Annotated in this window: 13 protein-coding genes; 4 read left to right on the forward strand and 9 right to left on the reverse strand. The window is 67.8% G+C overall.

Features of this window, described 5'->3' with window-relative positions:
• Window positions 1-17: 17 nt before the first annotated feature.
• The 7 genes from sucD to D7Y11_RS03165 all read right to left on the reverse strand — a co-directional run bounded on the left by sucD (window position 18) and on the right by D7Y11_RS03165 (window position 8,379).
• A complete protein-coding gene (sucD, locus tag D7Y11_RS03135) occupies window positions 18-914 on the reverse strand; it encodes a succinate--CoA ligase subunit alpha (protein ID WP_120576710.1) in 897 nt (298 codons plus the stop codon).
• A gap of 32 nt (window positions 915-946) precedes the next feature.
• Window positions 947-2,107: an ADP-forming succinate--CoA ligase subunit beta gene (sucC, locus tag D7Y11_RS03140; RefSeq protein WP_120576709.1), complete on the reverse strand. Its 1,161-nt coding sequence runs from the start codon at window positions 2,105-2,107 to the stop codon at window positions 947-949.
• Between the two features lie 262 nt (window positions 2,108-2,369).
• Window positions 2,370-3,176 (reverse strand): succinate dehydrogenase iron-sulfur subunit, encoded by an 807-nt coding sequence (sdhB, locus tag D7Y11_RS03145; RefSeq protein WP_120576708.1) that lies wholly within the window; start codon window positions 3,174-3,176, stop codon window positions 2,370-2,372.
• Between the two features lie 95 nt (window positions 3,177-3,271).
• Complete coding sequence (sdhA, locus tag D7Y11_RS03150; protein WP_126932994.1) at window positions 3,272-5,149, reverse strand: succinate dehydrogenase flavoprotein subunit; 1,878 nt, start codon at window positions 5,147-5,149, stop codon at window positions 3,272-3,274.
• A gap of 229 nt (window positions 5,150-5,378) precedes the next feature.
• Entirely contained in the window at window positions 5,379-6,320 is a 942-nt protein-coding gene (gene mdh / locus D7Y11_RS03155; protein WP_120576707.1) for a malate dehydrogenase, read from the reverse strand.
• A gap of 30 nt (window positions 6,321-6,350) precedes the next feature.
• Entirely contained in the window at window positions 6,351-7,646 is a 1,296-nt protein-coding gene (gene icd / locus D7Y11_RS03160; RefSeq protein ID WP_120576706.1) for an NADP-dependent isocitrate dehydrogenase, read from the reverse strand.
• 181 nt (window positions 7,647-7,827) lie between these two features.
• Window positions 7,828-8,379, reverse strand: coding sequence for an ATP-binding protein (locus D7Y11_RS03165; protein WP_120576705.1), 552 nt, complete (start codon window positions 8,377-8,379; stop codon window positions 7,828-7,830).
• A 403-nt stretch (window positions 8,380-8,782) separates the two neighbouring features.
• On the opposite strand from D7Y11_RS03165, the gene D7Y11_RS03170 reads away from it, so the two are divergent.
• On the forward strand, window positions 8,783-10,930 hold the full coding sequence (locus D7Y11_RS03170; protein ID WP_169820686.1) for a hypothetical protein: 2,148 nt from the start codon (window positions 8,783-8,785) through the stop codon (window positions 10,928-10,930).
• A gap of 11 nt (window positions 10,931-10,941) precedes the next feature.
• The gene (locus D7Y11_RS03175; RefSeq protein WP_126932976.1) at window positions 10,942-11,685 is read left to right on the forward strand and encodes a hypothetical protein; all 744 of its coding nucleotides are present in this window, start codon (window positions 10,942-10,944) and stop codon (window positions 11,683-11,685) included.
• 6 nt (window positions 11,686-11,691) lie between these two features.
• Here the strand turns inward: D7Y11_RS03175 and D7Y11_RS03180 are convergent, their stop codons facing one another.
• On the reverse strand, window positions 11,692-13,332 hold the full coding sequence (locus tag D7Y11_RS03180) for a bifunctional 3-(3-hydroxy-phenyl)propionate/3-hydroxycinnamic acid hydroxylase (RefSeq protein WP_121751671.1): 1,641 nt from the start codon (window positions 13,330-13,332) through the stop codon (window positions 11,692-11,694).
• Between the two features lie 456 nt (window positions 13,333-13,788).
• On the opposite strand from D7Y11_RS03180, the gene D7Y11_RS03185 reads away from it, so the two are divergent.
• A complete protein-coding gene (locus D7Y11_RS03185) occupies window positions 13,789-14,583 on the forward strand; it encodes a class I SAM-dependent methyltransferase (RefSeq protein ID WP_126932977.1) in 795 nt (264 codons plus the stop codon).
• Window positions 14,584-14,690: 107 nt separating this feature from the next.
• Window positions 14,691-14,891 carry a hypothetical protein gene (locus D7Y11_RS03190; RefSeq protein WP_120576700.1) on the forward strand — a complete coding sequence of 67 codons (201 nt, stop codon included), beginning with the start codon at window positions 14,691-14,693 and terminating at the stop codon, window positions 14,889-14,891.
• A gap of 69 nt (window positions 14,892-14,960) precedes the next feature.
• On the opposite strand, the gene D7Y11_RS03195 is transcribed toward D7Y11_RS03190, so the two are convergent.
• Window positions 14,961-16,286 carry a cytochrome P450 gene (locus D7Y11_RS03195; RefSeq protein ID WP_121751672.1) on the reverse strand — a complete coding sequence of 442 codons (1,326 nt, stop codon included), beginning with the start codon at window positions 16,284-16,286 and terminating at the stop codon, window positions 14,961-14,963.
• Window positions 16,287-16,330 lie beyond the last annotated feature (44 nt).

Raw genomic sequence — 16,330 nt, forward strand, 5'->3', positions numbered from 1 at the left:
CGTGTGAAAGGTTCGGCTTAGCGCTTCGGGGGGCCGCGCTTGACGGCCTCCTGCAGCGTGGTGCCCAGCTCGGCGGGGCTGGCGGCCATCAGGATGCCCGCGGCCTCCATCGCCTTGATCTTCTCCCCGGCCGTGCCCTTGCCGCCGGAGATGATGGCGCCCGCGTGGCCCATGCGCTTGCCCGGGGGCGCGGACTGACCGGCGATGAAGCCGGCGATGGGCTTGGTGAACTCGCGCTTGACGTACTCGGCGCCCTCTTCCTCGGCGCTGCCGCCGATCTCACCGATCATGATGACGGCGTCCGTCTCAGGGTCGGCCTGGAAGAGCTTCAGCACATCCACGAAGTTGGTGCCGTTGACGGGGTCGCCGCCAATGCCCACCGCGGTGGACTGGCCCAGGCCCAGCTGCGTCAGCTGGTGCACGGCCTCGTAGGTCAGCGTGCCGGAGCGGGACACCACGCCGATGCGGCCCGGCTTGTGGATGTGGCCCGGCATGATGCCGATCTTGCACTTGGCGCCGGGGGTGATGACGCCCGGGCAGTTCGGCCCGATGAGGCGCACGCCCGGCTTGCCCTGCAGGTAGCGCTTGGCGCGCACCATGTCGTTGACCGGGATGCCCTCGGTGATGGTGATGATGAGGGAGATGCCGGCGTCCGCGGCCTCCATGATGGAGTCAGCGGCGAAGGGCGGCGGCACGAAGATGACGGACGTGTTCGCGCCCGCCTGCTTCACCGCGTCGGCCACCGTGTTGAACACGGGGACCTTGCCCTCGAAGGAGGTGCCGCCCTTGCCCGGCGTGACACCGCCCACAATCTTCGTCCCGTACTCCAGCATCTGCTTGGCGTGGAACGAGCCCGCCGAGCCGGTGATGCCCTGGACGAGGACCTTCGTGTTCTCGTTGACGAGGATGCTCATGGCGTTCTTTCAGGAAAGAGGGAGCGAAGGCCCTACTTGATGGCCGCCACGGCCTTCTCGGCCGCCTGGCGCAGGTTGTCCGCGGGGGTGATGGCGAGGCCCGAGTTGCGGAGCAGTTCCTTGCCCTGCTCCACGTTGGTGCCTTCCAGGCGCACGACGAGCGGGATCTTCAGCTGCACTTCCTTCGCCGCCGCGATGATGCCGTCCGCGATGACGTCACACTTCATGATGCCGCCGAAGATGTTGACGAGCACCGCCTTGACCTGCGGATCCGCGAGGATGAGCTTGAAGGCCGCCGTCACCTTCTCCTTGCTCGCGCCGCCGCCCACGTCCAGGAAGTTGGCCGGAGCGCCGCCCACCAGCTTGATGGTGTCCATGGTGGCCATGGCCAGACCCGCGCCGTTCACCATGCAGCCGATGTTGCCGTCCAGCGCGATGTAGGCCAGGTCGTGCTCCTTGGCCTGCGTCTCGCGGGGCTCCTCCTCCGCCAGGTCGCGGTACTCCAGCAGGTCCTTGTGCCGGTAGAGCGCGTTCTCGTCGAAGGTCACCTTCGCGTCGAGCGCCACCACGCCGCCGCTCTTGCGGATGACCAGCGGGTTGATCTCCACCAGGGACGCGTCCGTCTCCATGTACATCTTGTAGAGCGCGGTGCAGAACTGGACGAACTTGTTCACCGTGGGGCCCGACAGGCCCAGCCCGAAGGCCAGCTCGCGGCCCTGGAAGTCGGCGAAGCCCACCGTGGGGTCCACGACGGCGCGGAGGATCTTCTCCGGGTGCTTCTCCGCAACTTCTTCAATCTCCACGCCGCCCTCGGTGGACGCCATGAAGGTGACGCGGCTGGTGGCGCGGTCGAGCGTCACGCCCAGGTACAGCTCCTGGCCGATGTCGAGACCTTCCTCGATGTAGACCTTGTGGACCTTCTGCCCTTCCGGGCCGGTCTGGATGGTCTTGAGCATCATGCCCAGGATCTGCTGGGTGAGCGCCTTGGCCTCCGCGGGGCTCTTGGCCAGCTTCACGCCGCCGCCCTTGCCGCGGCCGCCCGCGTGGATCTGCGCCTTCACGACGACGACGGGCGTGGCGAGTTCCTTCGCCGCGGCCTCCGCCTCATCGGGAGAGAGCGCGAGGATGCCGCGCGGCGTGGGCACGCCATACTTCCGGAAGAGTTCCTTGCCCTGGTACTCGTGGATCTTCATCGAATCTCCGGGTGGGACGAGGGGAGACGAGGACAACCCCTACACGGGGCGTCAACGCGGGCCCTCATTGCGCAGAAAACGACGGATGGCAAGGCCGTTTGGCCTCCAGCGTCGCGACGGGACACAGGCGTGTGCCTCCAGGGATAACACCCGGTGTCCGGGCGAATGAGGCGACCTTCACGCAAACGGCCCCGCCCGGCGCCCCCGTGACAGGAGGCGCAGGCACGGGGCCGCGAGGAAGCCAGGTCAGCGTCCGGGAGGGTTAGCCCGGACCGGCGGAGGCCTTCTGCTCCTCTTCCTTGAAGAAGATGTCCTTGATGATCAGCTTGCTCACCTCGCGGTTCATCACCGCGATGGAGGTGGTGAGGGGGATCTCCTTCGGGCAGACCTTCACGCAGTTCTGCGCCTTGCCGCAGTCCTGGATGCCGCCGGGGCCCATGAGGGCGCGCGTGCGCTCCTCCGCGTTCAGCTTGCCCGTGGGGTGCATGTTGAACAGGCGGGCCTGGCTGATGGGCGCGGCGCCGATGAAGTCGTTGTCCAGCGTCACCTGGGGGCACGCCTCCAGGCAGCTGCCGCAGGTGATGCACGTGGACAGCACGTACATCACGGAGTGGTCCTTCTGCGACTGGCGCGGGCCGGGGCCCAGGTTGTACGTGCCGTCGACGGGGATCCACCCCTTCACGCGCTTGAGCGACTCGAACATGCGGTCGCGGTCCACGGTGAGGTCGCGCACCACCGGGAACTTCTTCATCGGCTCCAGGGTGATGGGCTGCTGGAGCTTGTCCACCAGGGCGGAGCACGCCATGCGCACCCGGCCGTTGATGTTCATGGCGCAGCTGCCGCACACCTCCTCGAGGCACGCGGAGTCCCACACCACGGGGGCCACCTTCTTGCCCTCCGCGGTGACGGGGTTGCGCTGGATCTCCATCAGGCAGGAGATGACGTTGGCGCCCTTCGCATAGGGAACCTTGAACTCTTCGAAGTGCCCGGGCTTGTTCGGGTCATCCTGCCGCCAGATGCGGAAGGCGATGGTCTTCGAGCTGACGGCGCTGGCCTGTGCGGTGTCCATGGTGCGGCTGCCCTTCCCTTCACTGCCAAATCAGGTGGCGGTGCCCGCGTGCGCCGGATGACGACGCGCGCGAGCCCGGAAAGAAAACGAACGCCTTACGCGTACCAGCGGGGCTCGGGGTCCAGCACGGGCGTGGGCAGGTCCTGGTAGGAGATCTGCGGGCCCTGGGCGGCGTAGGTGGCGATGGTCGTCTTCGCCCACTTCTCGTGGCGCTTGCGCCACAGCTCCATCCACTCCGGATCCTTGGTCGGGTCCTTCACCTTGGGCTCCGGCAGGGAGAAGTCCGGCTTGTAGTGGGCGCCGCGGCTCTCGTCGCGCAGGAGCGCGCTGGTGGCGATGACCTCGCCCAGCTCCAGCATGTTCCACACCTGGTTGGTGTACGACAGCGCGCGGTTGGCGACGACGCCCGTGTCCAGCACGTTGACGTTGTTCCAGCGCTGCTTGAGCTCGCGGACGCGCTCGATGGTCTTCTTCAGGCGGTCGTTGTAGCGGACGACGGTGCAGTTCTCCGTCATCACCTCGCCCAGCTCCTTGGCGATCTGGTACGGGTTCTCCTGCCCGTTCATCGCCTTGATGGTGGCGAAGCGGTCCTGCCAGTACTTCTTCGCGTCCGCGAAGTACTTCTCCGGCATCGCCGCGGCGCTGGTCTCCTGGTTCTTGGCGAAGGACACCATCGCCGGGCCGCCGATCATGCCGGAGTAGATGCAGGACAGGAGCGAGTTGGCGCCCAGACGGTTCGCGCCGTGGAAGGCGGAGTCCGCCTCGCCGGCCGCGTACAGGCCGGGGATGCGCGCGCTCTGGTTCACCGGGCTGCCGTCCAGCGGCGTCTGCGTGCGCGAGTCGGCCTCGAAGGAGACGTGCAGGCCGCCCATCGAGTAGTGCATGCCCGGGAAGATGACCATGGGCGTGTGGCGCGGATCATCTCCGACGAACTTCTCGTAGATCTCCATCACGCCCTTGATCTTCGCGTCGAGCGTCTTGGCCGGGATGTGCGTCACGTCCAGGTACACGCCGTCGCGCCCGCCCAGGCCCAGGCCCAGGTCGCGGCAGACCATGAAGATCTCGCGCGTCGCCACGTCGCGCGGCACCAGGTTCTTGTACTTGGGGTACTTCTCTTCCAGGAAGTACCAGCGCTCGCTCTCCGCGATGTCCCGGGGGTTGCGAGTGTCGCCCTTCTTCCGGGGCACCCAGACGCGGCCGCCCTCGCCGCGCACGGACTCGCTCATCAGGCGCAGCTTGTCCTCGCCCGGGATGGAGGTGGGGTGCACCTGGATGAACTCGCCGTTGGCGTACAGCGCGCCTTCCATGTACGCGCGGCCCGCGGCGGTGCCGGTGTTGATGATGGAGTTGGTGGAGCGCCCGAAGACGATGCCAGGGCCACCCGTGGCCAGGCACACCGCCTCCGCCGGGAAGGTGCGGATCTCCATGGTGCGCAGGTCCATGGCCACGCTGCCGATGCAGCGGCCGGACTCGTCCTTCACCGTGCCCAGCCACTCCCAGTACTCGTACTTGGTGACCTTGCCCTCCGCCTCGTAGCGGCGGACCTGCTCGTCCAGCGCGTAGAGCAGCTGCTGGCCGGTGGTGGCGCCCGCGAACGCGGTGCGGTTGTGCAGGGTGCCGCCGAAGCGGCGGAAGTCCAGCAGGCCTTCCGGCGTGCGGTTGAACGTCACGCCCATGCGGTCCAACAGGTAGATGATGCCGGGCGCCGCGTAGCACATGCCCTTCACGGACACCTGCTCCGCGAGGAAGTCGCCGCCGCGCAGCGTGTCCTTCACGTGGATGTCCGGGTGGTCGCCTTCACCCTTGGTGTTCACCGCGCCGTTGATGCCGCCCTGGGCGCAGACGGAGTGGGAACGCTTGACGGGGACGAGCGAGAGCACGTCCACCTGGTGGCCCGCCTCCGCCAGCTTGATCGTCGTCATCAGCCCGGCGAGACCGCCGCCCACCACCGTGAATCGCGCTGCTGCCGCCATCATCGTCTCCTTGACCACCGGCAGCCGGGGGGGTGCCTTCACGGGGGGCCGCTGAAGTCCTGCTTCGCGACGCTGCCCCGCTCCCGTGCCAGGTGCGAGTCCAACACGCTAGTTAACTTGGAAAAATACCGCCGCAAGGACGGTGCGCCCGGGGATAAGCCCGGATCATTCACGGCATCAGGCGGGGCCCGCCAGCAGCATTCCAGCGGGCCCGGCCGAAGACCGGGGACTACAGCTTCACGAGGTCGACGGTGCCCTTGACGGAGGTGAAGGACTTGCTCAGCTCGGCCTTCTCCGCCTCGTTCAGCTCCACCTCGATGATCTTCTCCACGCCGTTCGCGCCGATCTGGGCGGGGACGCCGAAGAAGAAGTCGCTGATGCCGTACTGGCCCTTGAGCAGGGCGGCGGCCGGCAGCACGCGCTTGCGGTCGAAGAGGAAGCTCTCCGCCATGGCGATGGAGGAGGACGCCGGGGCGAAGTAGGCGCTGCCCGTCTTGTACAGGCCCACCAGCTCCGCACCGCCCTTGCGGGTGCGGTCGATGATGGCGTCCAGCTTGTCCTTGGCGATGAGCTGGGTCAGGGGCACGCCGCCCACGGTGCTGTGACGCACGAGCGGGACCATGTCGTCGCCGTGGCCGCCGAGGACGAGTGCCTCCACGTCACGGATGGAGCAGCCGAGGGCCTCGGCCACGAAGCACTTGAAGCGGCTGGTATCCAGCACGCCCGCCATGCCCACGACCATGTTGTCCTTCAGGCCGGCGATCTTGTGGAGCGCGAACACCATCGCGTCCAGCGGGTTGGCCACGTTGATGACGAAGGCGTCCGGGGCGTGCTGCTTGATGTTGCCCGCCACGTCCTTCATGATCTTCAGGTTGACCTCGAGCAGGTCCTCGCGGGACATGCCGGGCTTCCGGGGCACGCCGGCCGTGATGATGATCACGTCCGAGCCCGCGACGTCCTTCCAGTCGGTGGAGCCGGTGACGCGGCTGTCGTAGCCGTCCACCGCGGACAGCTGGTTGATGTCCAGCGCCTTGCCCTTGACCAGACCCTCGGCCGCCGGGATGTCGTAGAGCACCACGTCGCCAAGGTTCTTCTGGACCGCCAGCAGCGCCAGGTTGCCGCCGATCTGACCGCCACCGATGAGGCCGATCTTCTTCTTCTTGTGAGCCATGGTTTCGCCCTCCTGCTTTGGGGGTGGGGACTACATGTGCTTGATGATGGCCTGACCGAACTCCGAGCACTTCACCTCGGACACGGTCTCCTTCGTCTCCAGCTTCATCAGGCGCGCGAAGTCGTACGTCACGGTGCGCGCCGCGATGGCCTTGTCCATGCCCTTGATGATCAGGTCCGCGGCCTCGTTCCAGCCCATGTGGCGGAGCATCATCTCGCCAGAGAGGATGACGGAGCCCGGGTTCACCTTGTCCAGGTCCGCGTACTTCGGCGCGGTGCCGTGGGTGGCCTCGAAGACGGCGTGGCCGGAGACGTAGTTGATGTTGCCGCCCGGCGCGATGCCGATGCCGCCCACCTGCGCCGCGAGCGCGTCCGACAGGTAGTCGCCGTTGAGGTTCAGCGTGGCGATGACGTCGAACTCGTCCGGACGGGTCAGCACCTGCTGCAGGGTGATGTCCGCGATGGAGTCCTTGATGATGATCTTCCCGGCGGACACCGCGGCCTTCTGCTCGGCGTTGGCGGCCTCCTCGCCCTTGGCGGCCTTGGTCGCCTCCCACTGGTCCCAGGTGTAGACCTTGTCACCGAACTCACGCGCCGCGAGGTCGTAGCCCCACTTGCGGAACGCGCCCTCGGTGAACTTCATGATGTTGCCCTTGTGGACCAGCGTGACGCTCTTGCGCTTGAGGTCCACCGCGTACTGGATGGCCGCGCGCACCAGGCGCTCCGTGCCTTCCTGCGACACGGGCTTGATGCCGATGCCCACGTTCGCCGGGAAGCGGATCTTGCCCGCCTCCTTGGGGAACTCCTGCTTCAGCCAGCCCAGGAACTTCTCCGCCTGCGCGGTGCCGGCCTCGAACTCGATGCCCGCGTAGATGTCTTCCGTGTTCTCACGGAAGATGACCATGTCCACCTTGTCCGGCTGCTTCACCGGGCTGGGCACGCCCTTGAAGTAGCGCACGGGGCGCAGGCAGACGTACAGGTCCAGCATCTGGCGCAGCGCCACGTTCAGGGAGCGGATGCCACCGCCCACCGGCGTCGTCAGCGGGCCCTTGATGCCCACCAGGTACTCGCGGAACGCGGCGACCGTCTCGTCCGGCAGCCAGTTGTTCACCTGCTTGAAGGACTTCTCGCCGGCCAGCACTTCGTACCAGGAGATCTTCTTCTTGCCGCCGTACGCCTTCTCCACCGCCGCGTCGAACACGGCCTGCGAGGCCTTCCAGATGTCGCGGCCAGTGCCGTCGCCCTCGATGAAGGGGATGATCGGGTTGTTCGGAACGGTCAGCTTGCCGTTCTGCAGGGTGATCTTCTCGCCAGAGGGAGGCGCCATGAACGCAAACTCCTGATTGAGACCGGGGTATTGAGAGGCGGCGGATAGTCGGGAACCCGCCCCCGGTCGTCAAGGAGTTTGGCCGCACGTCCCCCTGGGTTGGATGCACCCGGGGCGTGCCGCGCTTATCGCAGCCAATGGTCCGGAAAGCAGGATCGTTATTCCGGAATTCGGGCGCGCCCTAGAAGCTCGCGAGCCCAGGAGCCGGCAGGACGACGCTCACGGCCGTCCCCTCTTCCAGGCGCTCTACCGCGAACTCCCCGCCCATGGCATCCACCAGCTCCCGCGCGCGGGCGAGCCGCCGCTGGGTGCTGCCCACGCGCAGGGGTGACAGCACCACCGAGCGCGTCTCCCGCTCAGAGAGGCTCACGCCCGGCATCACCACCTGGAAGCGAGGCCCCACGTCTCCGAAGTCGTCCGGCGGATCCACCACCACCCGCACGGAGGGCGCCGCCTGCGGGGCCACGTCCGCCGCGTGGGCGACGAGCAACAGGAGCACCTGCTCCAGGCGGCGCCGGCTGACCCGGGCGATCACCGGATCCTCGGGGAGCTCCAGCGCCACCTCCATGCCGCGCAACCGCCGCGTCGCGCCGAGCAGCCCCAGCGCGTCACGCACGCACACCGCCACGTCCACCTGGAAGACGTCTGGAAGGTCCACGGACTCGAGCCCCTGGCCACCGAAGGAGGCTCCCGCGCCCCCCGGCGATCCCTTCACATCCAGCGCTGCGCTCATTCGCGGCTCCCATCCCCGGCCAGTCCCAGAAGTACCGACCATAACGGCCCCCCCTGACAGGGTCCATTGCCCGTCAGCCCCGGACCGCCACCGCTTATTCACGTGAAGGAGGGTTACAGCCCTGCGCCATCTTGCTGATATGGATGCGCACGCTGGGTCCTGATTGCTCCTCGGAAAACCCGTATATGGTCGGTCAACTGCGACCCAGGGTGAGTCAGGGGCGGGGACGAAAAAAACAGCCCAGGCATATAAATTCGATTTGACTGTTACGGCCGAGACCTTCAATATGTCTTCCCAGAATCCAGAGCCGTCAGCGTCTCCAGTGAATCAGGGAGGAAGTGTTGTGCTCGCAACATCGCCGACCACGAACGGTAGCGCTGCCCGCAAGAGGGGAGTCCTGACGATGGATGGAGGGATCCCAGCGTCCTCGAAGTTCCGGCATGCGATCGAATTCGGCAGTGGCGACGCGCTGCGCAACGTGATTCCCCTGCCCCCCGCTGAAGCCGCCCTGGATGACTCGGGCTACTCGCTGCACGGCAGCGGCCCCACGGCCATCACCTGCGCGGTGGGCCGGCCGGACGCGGTGCTGGGTGAGGTGACGCGGCTGTCTCCGACGGTGGTGTGGGTGGCCCCGCGGCAGCCGCTGGCGGAAGCGACCGAGTCGCGCACCTTCCCGGTGTACTTGGCGTGTAACGGCGCCACGATTGGTCCGCTCAACGGCGCCTTCATCCGGACGGACATGGACGCCCCGAACGCGCCGGTGGGGCTGCAGCTGGTGGGCGTGACGCTGGAGCAGGGGCGTCAGATCCTGGGCTTCCTGTCGGACGCGCTTCGCCAGGGCGTGGCGGTGCCGGCGGCCTCCGCGCTGCCCGTGCAGGACATCATCACGGACGGGGAGCGGATCCGCTCCATCTTCACCGCCATCTGCGCGTCCGGGAACAAGGGCGTGCTGCGCCGCCAGGGCCGGGTGGTGCGCATGGTGCTGGAGCGCTTCCACTCTTCTTCCGGTCAGCTGGAGTGGCGTACGGAGGAGTCCACCCCGGACTTCGGCGAGCCGGCGTACGACATCGACGTCATCGGCTACAACTCCGCGTACCGCCTGCGCGTGGAGACGGGCCGCACCGAGGGTGACCGCCTCTTCACCCCCCTGCCCGAGCAGCTGTTCCGCATCCGCCACCGCTGGCACCGCCGCGTCGCCGCCCCCGAGGGCGTGCACGCCCGGTTCCACCACCCGCTCTGGCGGGAGCAGGGGCTGATGCGCCGCGAGGTGCTGGACCTGTCCTTCTCCGGCCTGTGCATGCGCTGCCAGCCGCAGGACCTGCTCTTCCCGGGCCTGCTGCCGCCCCTCATCGAGCTGGAGCTGGGCGACGGCCAGCGGGTGAGCGTGCGCGGGGAGATCCGCTACGTCAGCGGCATGCGCGCGGACGGCACCGTGCTGTGCGGCCTGAGCGTGCTGCCCTACTCTTCCGACGAGGCGCGCTGGGTGCGCTTCGTGTCCCAGACGATGTCTCCGGCCACGCGCACCAGCGAGGGCCTGGTGGATGAGCTGTGGGACCTGTTCAACCGCTCCGGCTTCTTCAGCCTGGGTGGCAGCACCCCCGCGGAGTTCGAGGAGCTGAAGCAGAACTTCGCGTCGCTGGCGAAGCGCGCCGCGGAAGTGCCGCAGCTGTTCTGCAACGCGGTGTGGCCGTCCGAGCGCGGCATTGAAGCGACGCTGTCCTTCACCAAGCCGTACCGCAACGCGTGGCTGGGCCACCAGGTGGCGAAGCGGCCCGGCAAGCCGCCGGAGGGGCTGAAGGAGGCGGGCGCCATCATGCGCGACCTCTACCTGCGCACCTTCGAGCACCCGCAGAGCGACCCGGACTTCCACTGGGTGGTGGCCTACGTGGAGGCCCTCAACCCGTGGATCAACAAGGCGCACGTGAAGTACGCGCAGCGCCAGATGGAGGCCGGTTCGCCCCTGGCCTTCACCCGGAAGATCCAGAAGATGAAGGCCTTCAGCAACGAGCTGACCGGCCGCGTGCACCCGTACACGGTGGGCCCCGCCACCGCGAGCGAGCTGAGCCTGCTGGCGGCGACCATCGCGCAGCAGTTCCCCGAGTGCTACGTGCAGTCGTTGGACCTCACCCGCGACCGGCTGGACATGGGTCCCGTCACGGCGAAGTGGAAGAGCTTCGGCATGGAGCGCGAGCGCACCGTCCTGGTCGCCCGCCGCGACGGCGTCCCCCACGCCGCCGCCGTGGTGGAGCTGGGCCAGCTGGGCGCGAACCTCTTCCGCCTGCTGGACAACACCCGCCTGTTCTCCCTGCTGGGGGATGGAACGCGCGCGTACTCGGCGCTCCTGGACGCCGCGCGCCGCTGGTACGCCGCGCGCAACCGCCCCTCCTTCCTCTATCTGCGCGAGGACGAGGGCGGCGACTACGTGCAGGAGTGCGGCCTGCACGACGGGCCGGATCCCTACCTGTGGATCATCTCCGCCAAGCTCGTTCCGGACTTCCTGGAGCACATCAGCGAACTCACCATCGGGCGCCGTGGTGCCCACTCCCGTTGAGGATTCCCCCCATGACCAAGCCCCTCGTCGAAGAGCAGTACCTCCCCCACGTCACCGACGTCCGTCACCTGCTGGCGACCGGTCCCCACGTGACGACGCTGCTGGACCCCAACGTGGAGCCCGCCCTGCTGGAGGCCTTCCTCATCCAGCTGTGTGCCCTGGGCGTCTACATGACGGAGCCCGTGGACGGGTGGATCCGCCGCGCCGGTGAGGCGTGTGTGAAGGCGGGGATGGTGGACGTGGGCGAGAAGCTCATCACCCACGCCAAGCACGAGGCCGGTCACCACCTGATGATGGTGGAGGACACGAAGAACCTGGTGGCCAGCTGGAACGCGCGCCGCTTTCCCAAGCTGGACGCGGAGGCCCTGATGGCGCAGGCCCCCACCCCGGCCATGCAGGAGTACCGGCAGATCCACGAGGAGACCATCGCGGGCCCCATGCCGGGCGGCCAGGTCGCCATCGAGTACGAGATCGAAAACCTGTCGGTGGTGTTCGCGCCCCGCCTCATCGAACAGTGCAAGGCCGTGCTGGGCCCGGACGTGATGAACTCGCTGTCGTTCATCAAGGAGCACGTGGAGCTGGACGTGGGTCACACGGCGCTCAACGAGGTCATGCTCAACAAGCTGCTGGGCCAGAAGCCCGAGCACGCGGCGACCATCGCGAAGACGGGCGCCCGTGCCCTGGACATCTACCTGCGCTTCTACGGCGACTGCATGGCGAAGGCCCGGCAGATCCTCCAGGCCGCCACCGCCTGAGAAGCCTCAGGCCCCGAGCTGCGCCGCCCGCCGGGAGCCCCGGTTGCCCCAGCGGGTGAGCGCGCGGACGGCCTGCTTCAGCGAAGCGTGGACCTGCGCGACGCCCGCGCTGTTCGTGGCCGCGTAGACGTAGCGGTCCGGGCGCAGGACGACCAGGTCCGAGCCGTGCTGGGCGAACCACTCGCCCAGCTTGCCCTCCAGGTCCACCACCTCTCCGGAGCGGCCCGCGCCGGAGCGCGCCGCCGGCGCCACGGACAGCCACACGCCGCCGATGTCCTCCGCCAGCGCCTTGGCCGCCTGCTGGACGTCCGCGGGCGCACCCGGCCGCGTCAGCACCGCGAAGCGCTGGCCGATGACGTCATCCAACGGGCGCTCCCCTTCCTCGCCGTGCTCCACGCGCGGCTGCGGGAAGTAGGCGCCTTCCGCCGCCTGCTTGGACTTGCCGCGCTTGCCGCCGAAGACGAAACCCTCCGCGTGGAAGAGGTTCGGCTTCATCTTGTACTCGCGGATGAACGGGCCGGTGACGGGCATGTGGTACAGCAGCTTGATGAAGGCGTTGCGCGCGCGGGCCATGAACGGGCCGCCCGACGCCAGCATCGAGCCCAGCGCGTCCGACATCCGCATCATCTCCGCGGCGTGCGGCCGGCGCTCCACCTCGTAGGTGTCCAGGAGCGACGCGTCCGCGGCGCCGCCCAGCACGTGCGCCAGCTTCCAGGTGAGGTTCGCCGCGTCGCGCAGGCCGGAGCACAAGCCCTGCCCCAGGAACGGCGGCATGAGGTGCGCAGCGTCCCCGAGCAGGAACACCCGGCCCACGCGCCACTTCTCCGCCATGCGGCTGTGGTAGGCGTAGAGGTTGACGCTCTTCACCTTCACGGTGTCCGGGTCGATGAAGGGCGCGATGATGCCGCGCACGTACTCGGGCGTCTTCACGTACTCCAGGTCCTGCCCCGGCTTCACCAGCGTGTCGAAGCGGATCTCGTCGTGCGCGGTGCGCGTCACGATGCCCACGCGCTCCGGGCCGCAGGGGTAGTAGGTGAAGTCCGGCGCGGACGACTGCGTCTCCACGGAGACGGCCAGCGCGTGCTCCAGCGCCGTGGTGCCCTCCAGCTTCAGGCCCAGCCGGCGGCGGATGCCGCTCTTGGCGCCGTCGCACGCGAGCAGGTAGCGCGCGCGCACCGTCATGGTGCGGCCATTGACGTTGTCCTTCACGCGCACGGACACGCCTTCGTCGTCCTGCATGAAGGATTCGACTTCATGGCCGCGCCACATGCTGACGTGCGCGAAGCGCTCCATGCCCCGGTGCAGCGAGGCCTCCAGGCGGGGCTGGTTGAAGAGCGAGCCGATGGGGTGGCCGTTGGGGCGCTCCACCTTGGTGAAGTCCACCTCGGCGAGCATCCGCATCTCGTCGTCCACGTAGGTCATCTTCAGGCACGGGTGGAAACCCGGCCCCAGTTCCCCCGTGAGACCGGCGGCCTGGAAGATGCGCTGCGCTTCGTCGTCCGCGTTGATGGCGCGGGACTGGGTGTGCGCGGTGGTCTCCTTCTCGATGACCACGGTGCGCAAGCCGTACTGGCCGAGCAGGTTCGCCGCCATGGCCCCCACCGGGCCGCTTCCGACGACGATCACATCAACAGATTCCGGAGCCATTACTCCCTCCCGTTGTGTGCGAGCTGATCCGTTTTGAACCGAGCGACCGGACGACCGAAGCCCCCCTCGGTCGCCAGTGTCGTAAGTAATAATACCTATAAACTCCGGCAACCCCACTCTAGATACGCTGATTCGACGCGATCCTGGCTGCCTGCCCCCCCGAGTCAGAAACACCCGGTCTGCGTCATTCCGACCGCCTGATAATCAAACGCACCCCTCCAGAAACCTTGCAGGGCTGATCAGCACGCACAGTCCGCTGTCTGCCTTTCGCGCAGTGATTTCCTGAAAGGCTTCAAAGTTTCATGGAGGCGGCAGGGATTCTGGGTCTTGTCCGTGTTTCACGGCCCCCTGATGTGTGCGGATGCCCCTGGAAGGCGCCCCTTGTACGTCGCTCGGGACTGCGGGACAGTGCGGGAGTTGTCCCCCCCACTGAGCCCCTTGGAGCGCCCAGCGATTATGCCCAGACTGCAACTTTTTGAATTAGAGGATCAGCCCTGGTTCCCGAAGGTGCTGCGCCGGGGGGTGACGGACTTCCTCGCGTACGTGTGGAGCCTGTCGGATGACCGCTATTCGGAGTTCGTGAAGCGGCTCAAGGGCGCGATGGCGGAGATGGGCGAGACGCAGCTGTTGGACATGGCGTCCGGCAGCGCGGGGCCGGTGCCGAAGCTGCTGGAGATGCTGGAGTCGCAGGAGGGCTACCAGGCGACGGCGCTCCTGACGGACCTGTACCCGGAGATCTCCGCGTTCGAGAAGGCGAAGGCGGCGAACCCGGGCCGCATCGACTACGTGACGACGCCGGTGGACGCGACCGCGGTGCCCGCGACGTACAAGGGCTTCCGCATCATGTGCAATTCGTTCCACCACCTGCCGCCGGACATGGCGCGCAAGGTGCTGGCGGACGCCGTGGCCCAGCGCCGGGGCATCGCCATCATGGAGCTGGTGGAGCGGCGCGGGCCGGCCATCGCGATGACGGCGGCGGCGCTGATCAACGTGCCGCTGACGACGCCGTTCATCCGGCCCATTCGCGCGGACAGGCTCGCCCTCACCTACCTCATGCCGCTCATCCCCATCGCGGCGGCGTTCGACGGCGTGGTGTCCTGTCTGCGCACGTACTCCGTGGAGGAGATGCGCGAGCTCACCCACGGCCTGAGCGACGACTACATCTGGGAAATCGACCGGCTCACCAACCCGGGGAACCCCTTCGGCTTGATGATGCTCATTGGCCGACCCGCCACCCCCTCGAAGGCTTGAGTGGCCTGTCAGCAGGAGGTCACTGACGCCCCGGGCCGACGCGGGGCGTCGTGATTTCCAGGTTTGAAGGGGGTTCAATGGCCGCTCCTTCAACGAGGAGCAGGCTCATGGAATGGCTCGAATTCAAGCGTTGGTCACCCGAAGTCCAGCACGCGCTGGCACTGCAGGCGGCCCGGTTGGGCCAGACGGCGATGCACGCCGAGCCGCCGCGGCCGTCCGCGACGATGCTCGCCGCGCACCGCCTGTGCACGCTGCTGCGCCAGTACCCGCGCAGCAACCCCTGGGGTCACCCCGCGTCGGAGTGCTGAGACGCGGATGAAGCACCCGGCCCGTCCGTGGGGGCACCACGGGCGGGACGGGAGCCTCCAGGGTGGCGTTCAGGTCCCCGTAGGGGTCCAGTTCACGCGCAGGTGCTGGATGGTGCGGATGGTCAGCGACTGCGTGTGGCCGAAGTCCGGGTTCTCCTCCAGCTTCAGGTCTGGGAGCTGATCCAGCAGCAGGTTGGTGGCGATGAGCGCCTCCAGCCGCGCGAGCGGCGCCCCGATGCAGAAGTGGATGCCCCGGCCGAAGCCCAGGTGCGTCGGGTGGTGCCGGGAGATGTCGAAGTGCTCCCCGTCCGCGAGCAGCGCGGAGTCACGGCTTCCGGACGCGTAGAGCAGGAGTAGCCGCGAGCCCTTGGGCAGCGCGACGCCCGCGAGCTCCACATCCTCCAGGGTGGTGCGGATCATCCCGTGCGCCACGGAGTCGAAGCGCAGCGTCTCCTCGATGAGGTGCGGCACCAGCGAGCGGTCCTCGCGCAGCCGCTGCCAGAGGCCGGGCTGGAGCAGGGCCTGCTTCCAGCACTGGGCGAGCAGCGCGGTGGTGGTTTCGTGGCCTGCCGCCAGCATGCTTCCGGCGATGGCGATGATCAGCTCCGGCAGCGTGAGCGCTTCGCCGTCCGCGTCGGTGGTGACCAGGTAGCTGATCAGGTCGTCGCGGGGGTCGTCCGTGCGGTCGCGGATGAGGCGGGCCACGTAGTGCTGGTAGGTGACCCAGCTGCGCGCGAGCGGCGGCTGCTCTTCAGGCGGAACGCGGGTGAAGATCATCCGGAAGAAGTCGTCACACCAGCGCTTGATGTCCGCCATGTCCTCCTGGGGAACGCCCGCCATGCCCAGGATGACCCGCACGGGCAGCGGGTACGCGAACTCCGTCACCAGGTCCGCGTGCCCCTTGCTCGCGAAGGCCTGGATGAGCTCCTCGGAGACGGCGCGGATGGGGGCTTCCTGCGCGGCGATGCGCTGGGCGGAGAAGCCGCGGCCCAGCAGCTTGCGCAGCCGGGTGTGCGCGGGCGGATCCGAATTGATCAGGCTGTCCGCCAGCGGATAGCCCTCGGCGAGCACCGCGAGCGTCGCCGGGGACAGCACCGAACCCATGTTGCCCAGGTCCGCCGACGAGTAGCGCGTCGGATCCTTGAGCACATGGCAGATGTCCTCGTAACGGCTCACCAGCCACATCCCCAGCATGGGGTTGTAGCTGACGGGCGCGTCCCGTCTCAGCTCCGCGTAGAACGGATGTGGATCCTCGACGTGCGGTCCCGCGAACGGGTTGTACTGGGCGCCCAGATGGGGGCACTTCATCGCGCCAGCGGCCTTGCTGGCGTGCGCATCGATGTGGATCGATTCAGACTGCCCTTCCACCTTCACTGCTTCCACTGCGGTACTCACCTTGAGCTTCCTCTCAGGATCCCCCCACAGCGGAATATTATAAC

It is taken from the genome of Corallococcus sp. AB018, from assembly GCF_003986945.1.
GTDB classification, from domain to species: Bacteria; Myxococcota; Myxococcia; order Myxococcales; family Myxococcaceae; genus Corallococcus; species Corallococcus exiguus.

Excerpts from the sequence above, each read along its gene's own strand:
- D7Y11_RS03170 (WP_169820686.1), top strand. The coding sequence starts at position 8,783 with ATGGATGGAGGGATCCCAGCGTCCTCGAAGTTCCGGCATGCGATCGAA.
- icd (WP_120576706.1), bottom strand. The coding sequence starts at position 7,646 with ATGGCGCCTCCCTCTGGCGAGAAGATCACCCTGCAGAACGGCAAGCTG.
- D7Y11_RS03175 (WP_126932976.1), top strand. The coding sequence starts at position 10,942 with ATGACCAAGCCCCTCGTCGAAGAGCAGTACCTCCCCCACGTCACCGAC.
- sucD (WP_120576710.1), bottom strand. The coding sequence starts at position 914 with ATGAGCATCCTCGTCAACGAGAACACGAAGGTCCTCGTCCAGGGCATC.
- D7Y11_RS03185 (WP_126932977.1), top strand. The coding sequence starts at position 13,789 with ATGCCCAGACTGCAACTTTTTGAATTAGAGGATCAGCCCTGGTTCCCG.
- D7Y11_RS03165 (WP_120576705.1), bottom strand. The coding sequence starts at position 8,379 with ATGAGCGCAGCGCTGGATGTGAAGGGATCGCCGGGGGGCGCGGGAGCC.
- sdhB (WP_120576708.1), bottom strand. The coding sequence starts at position 3,176 with ATGGACACCGCACAGGCCAGCGCCGTCAGCTCGAAGACCATCGCCTTC.
- D7Y11_RS03180 (WP_121751671.1), bottom strand. The coding sequence starts at position 13,332 with ATGGCTCCGGAATCTGTTGATGTGATCGTCGTCGGAAGCGGCCCGGTG.
- D7Y11_RS03190 (WP_120576700.1), top strand. The coding sequence starts at position 14,691 with ATGGAATGGCTCGAATTCAAGCGTTGGTCACCCGAAGTCCAGCACGCG.
- mdh (WP_120576707.1), bottom strand. The coding sequence starts at position 6,320 with ATGGCTCACAAGAAGAAGAAGATCGGCCTCATCGGTGGCGGTCAGATC.
- sucC (WP_120576709.1), bottom strand. The coding sequence starts at position 2,107 with ATGAAGATCCACGAGTACCAGGGCAAGGAACTCTTCCGGAAGTATGGC.
- sdhA (WP_126932994.1), bottom strand. The coding sequence starts at position 5,149 with ATGGCGGCAGCAGCGCGATTCACGGTGGTGGGCGGCGGTCTCGCCGGG.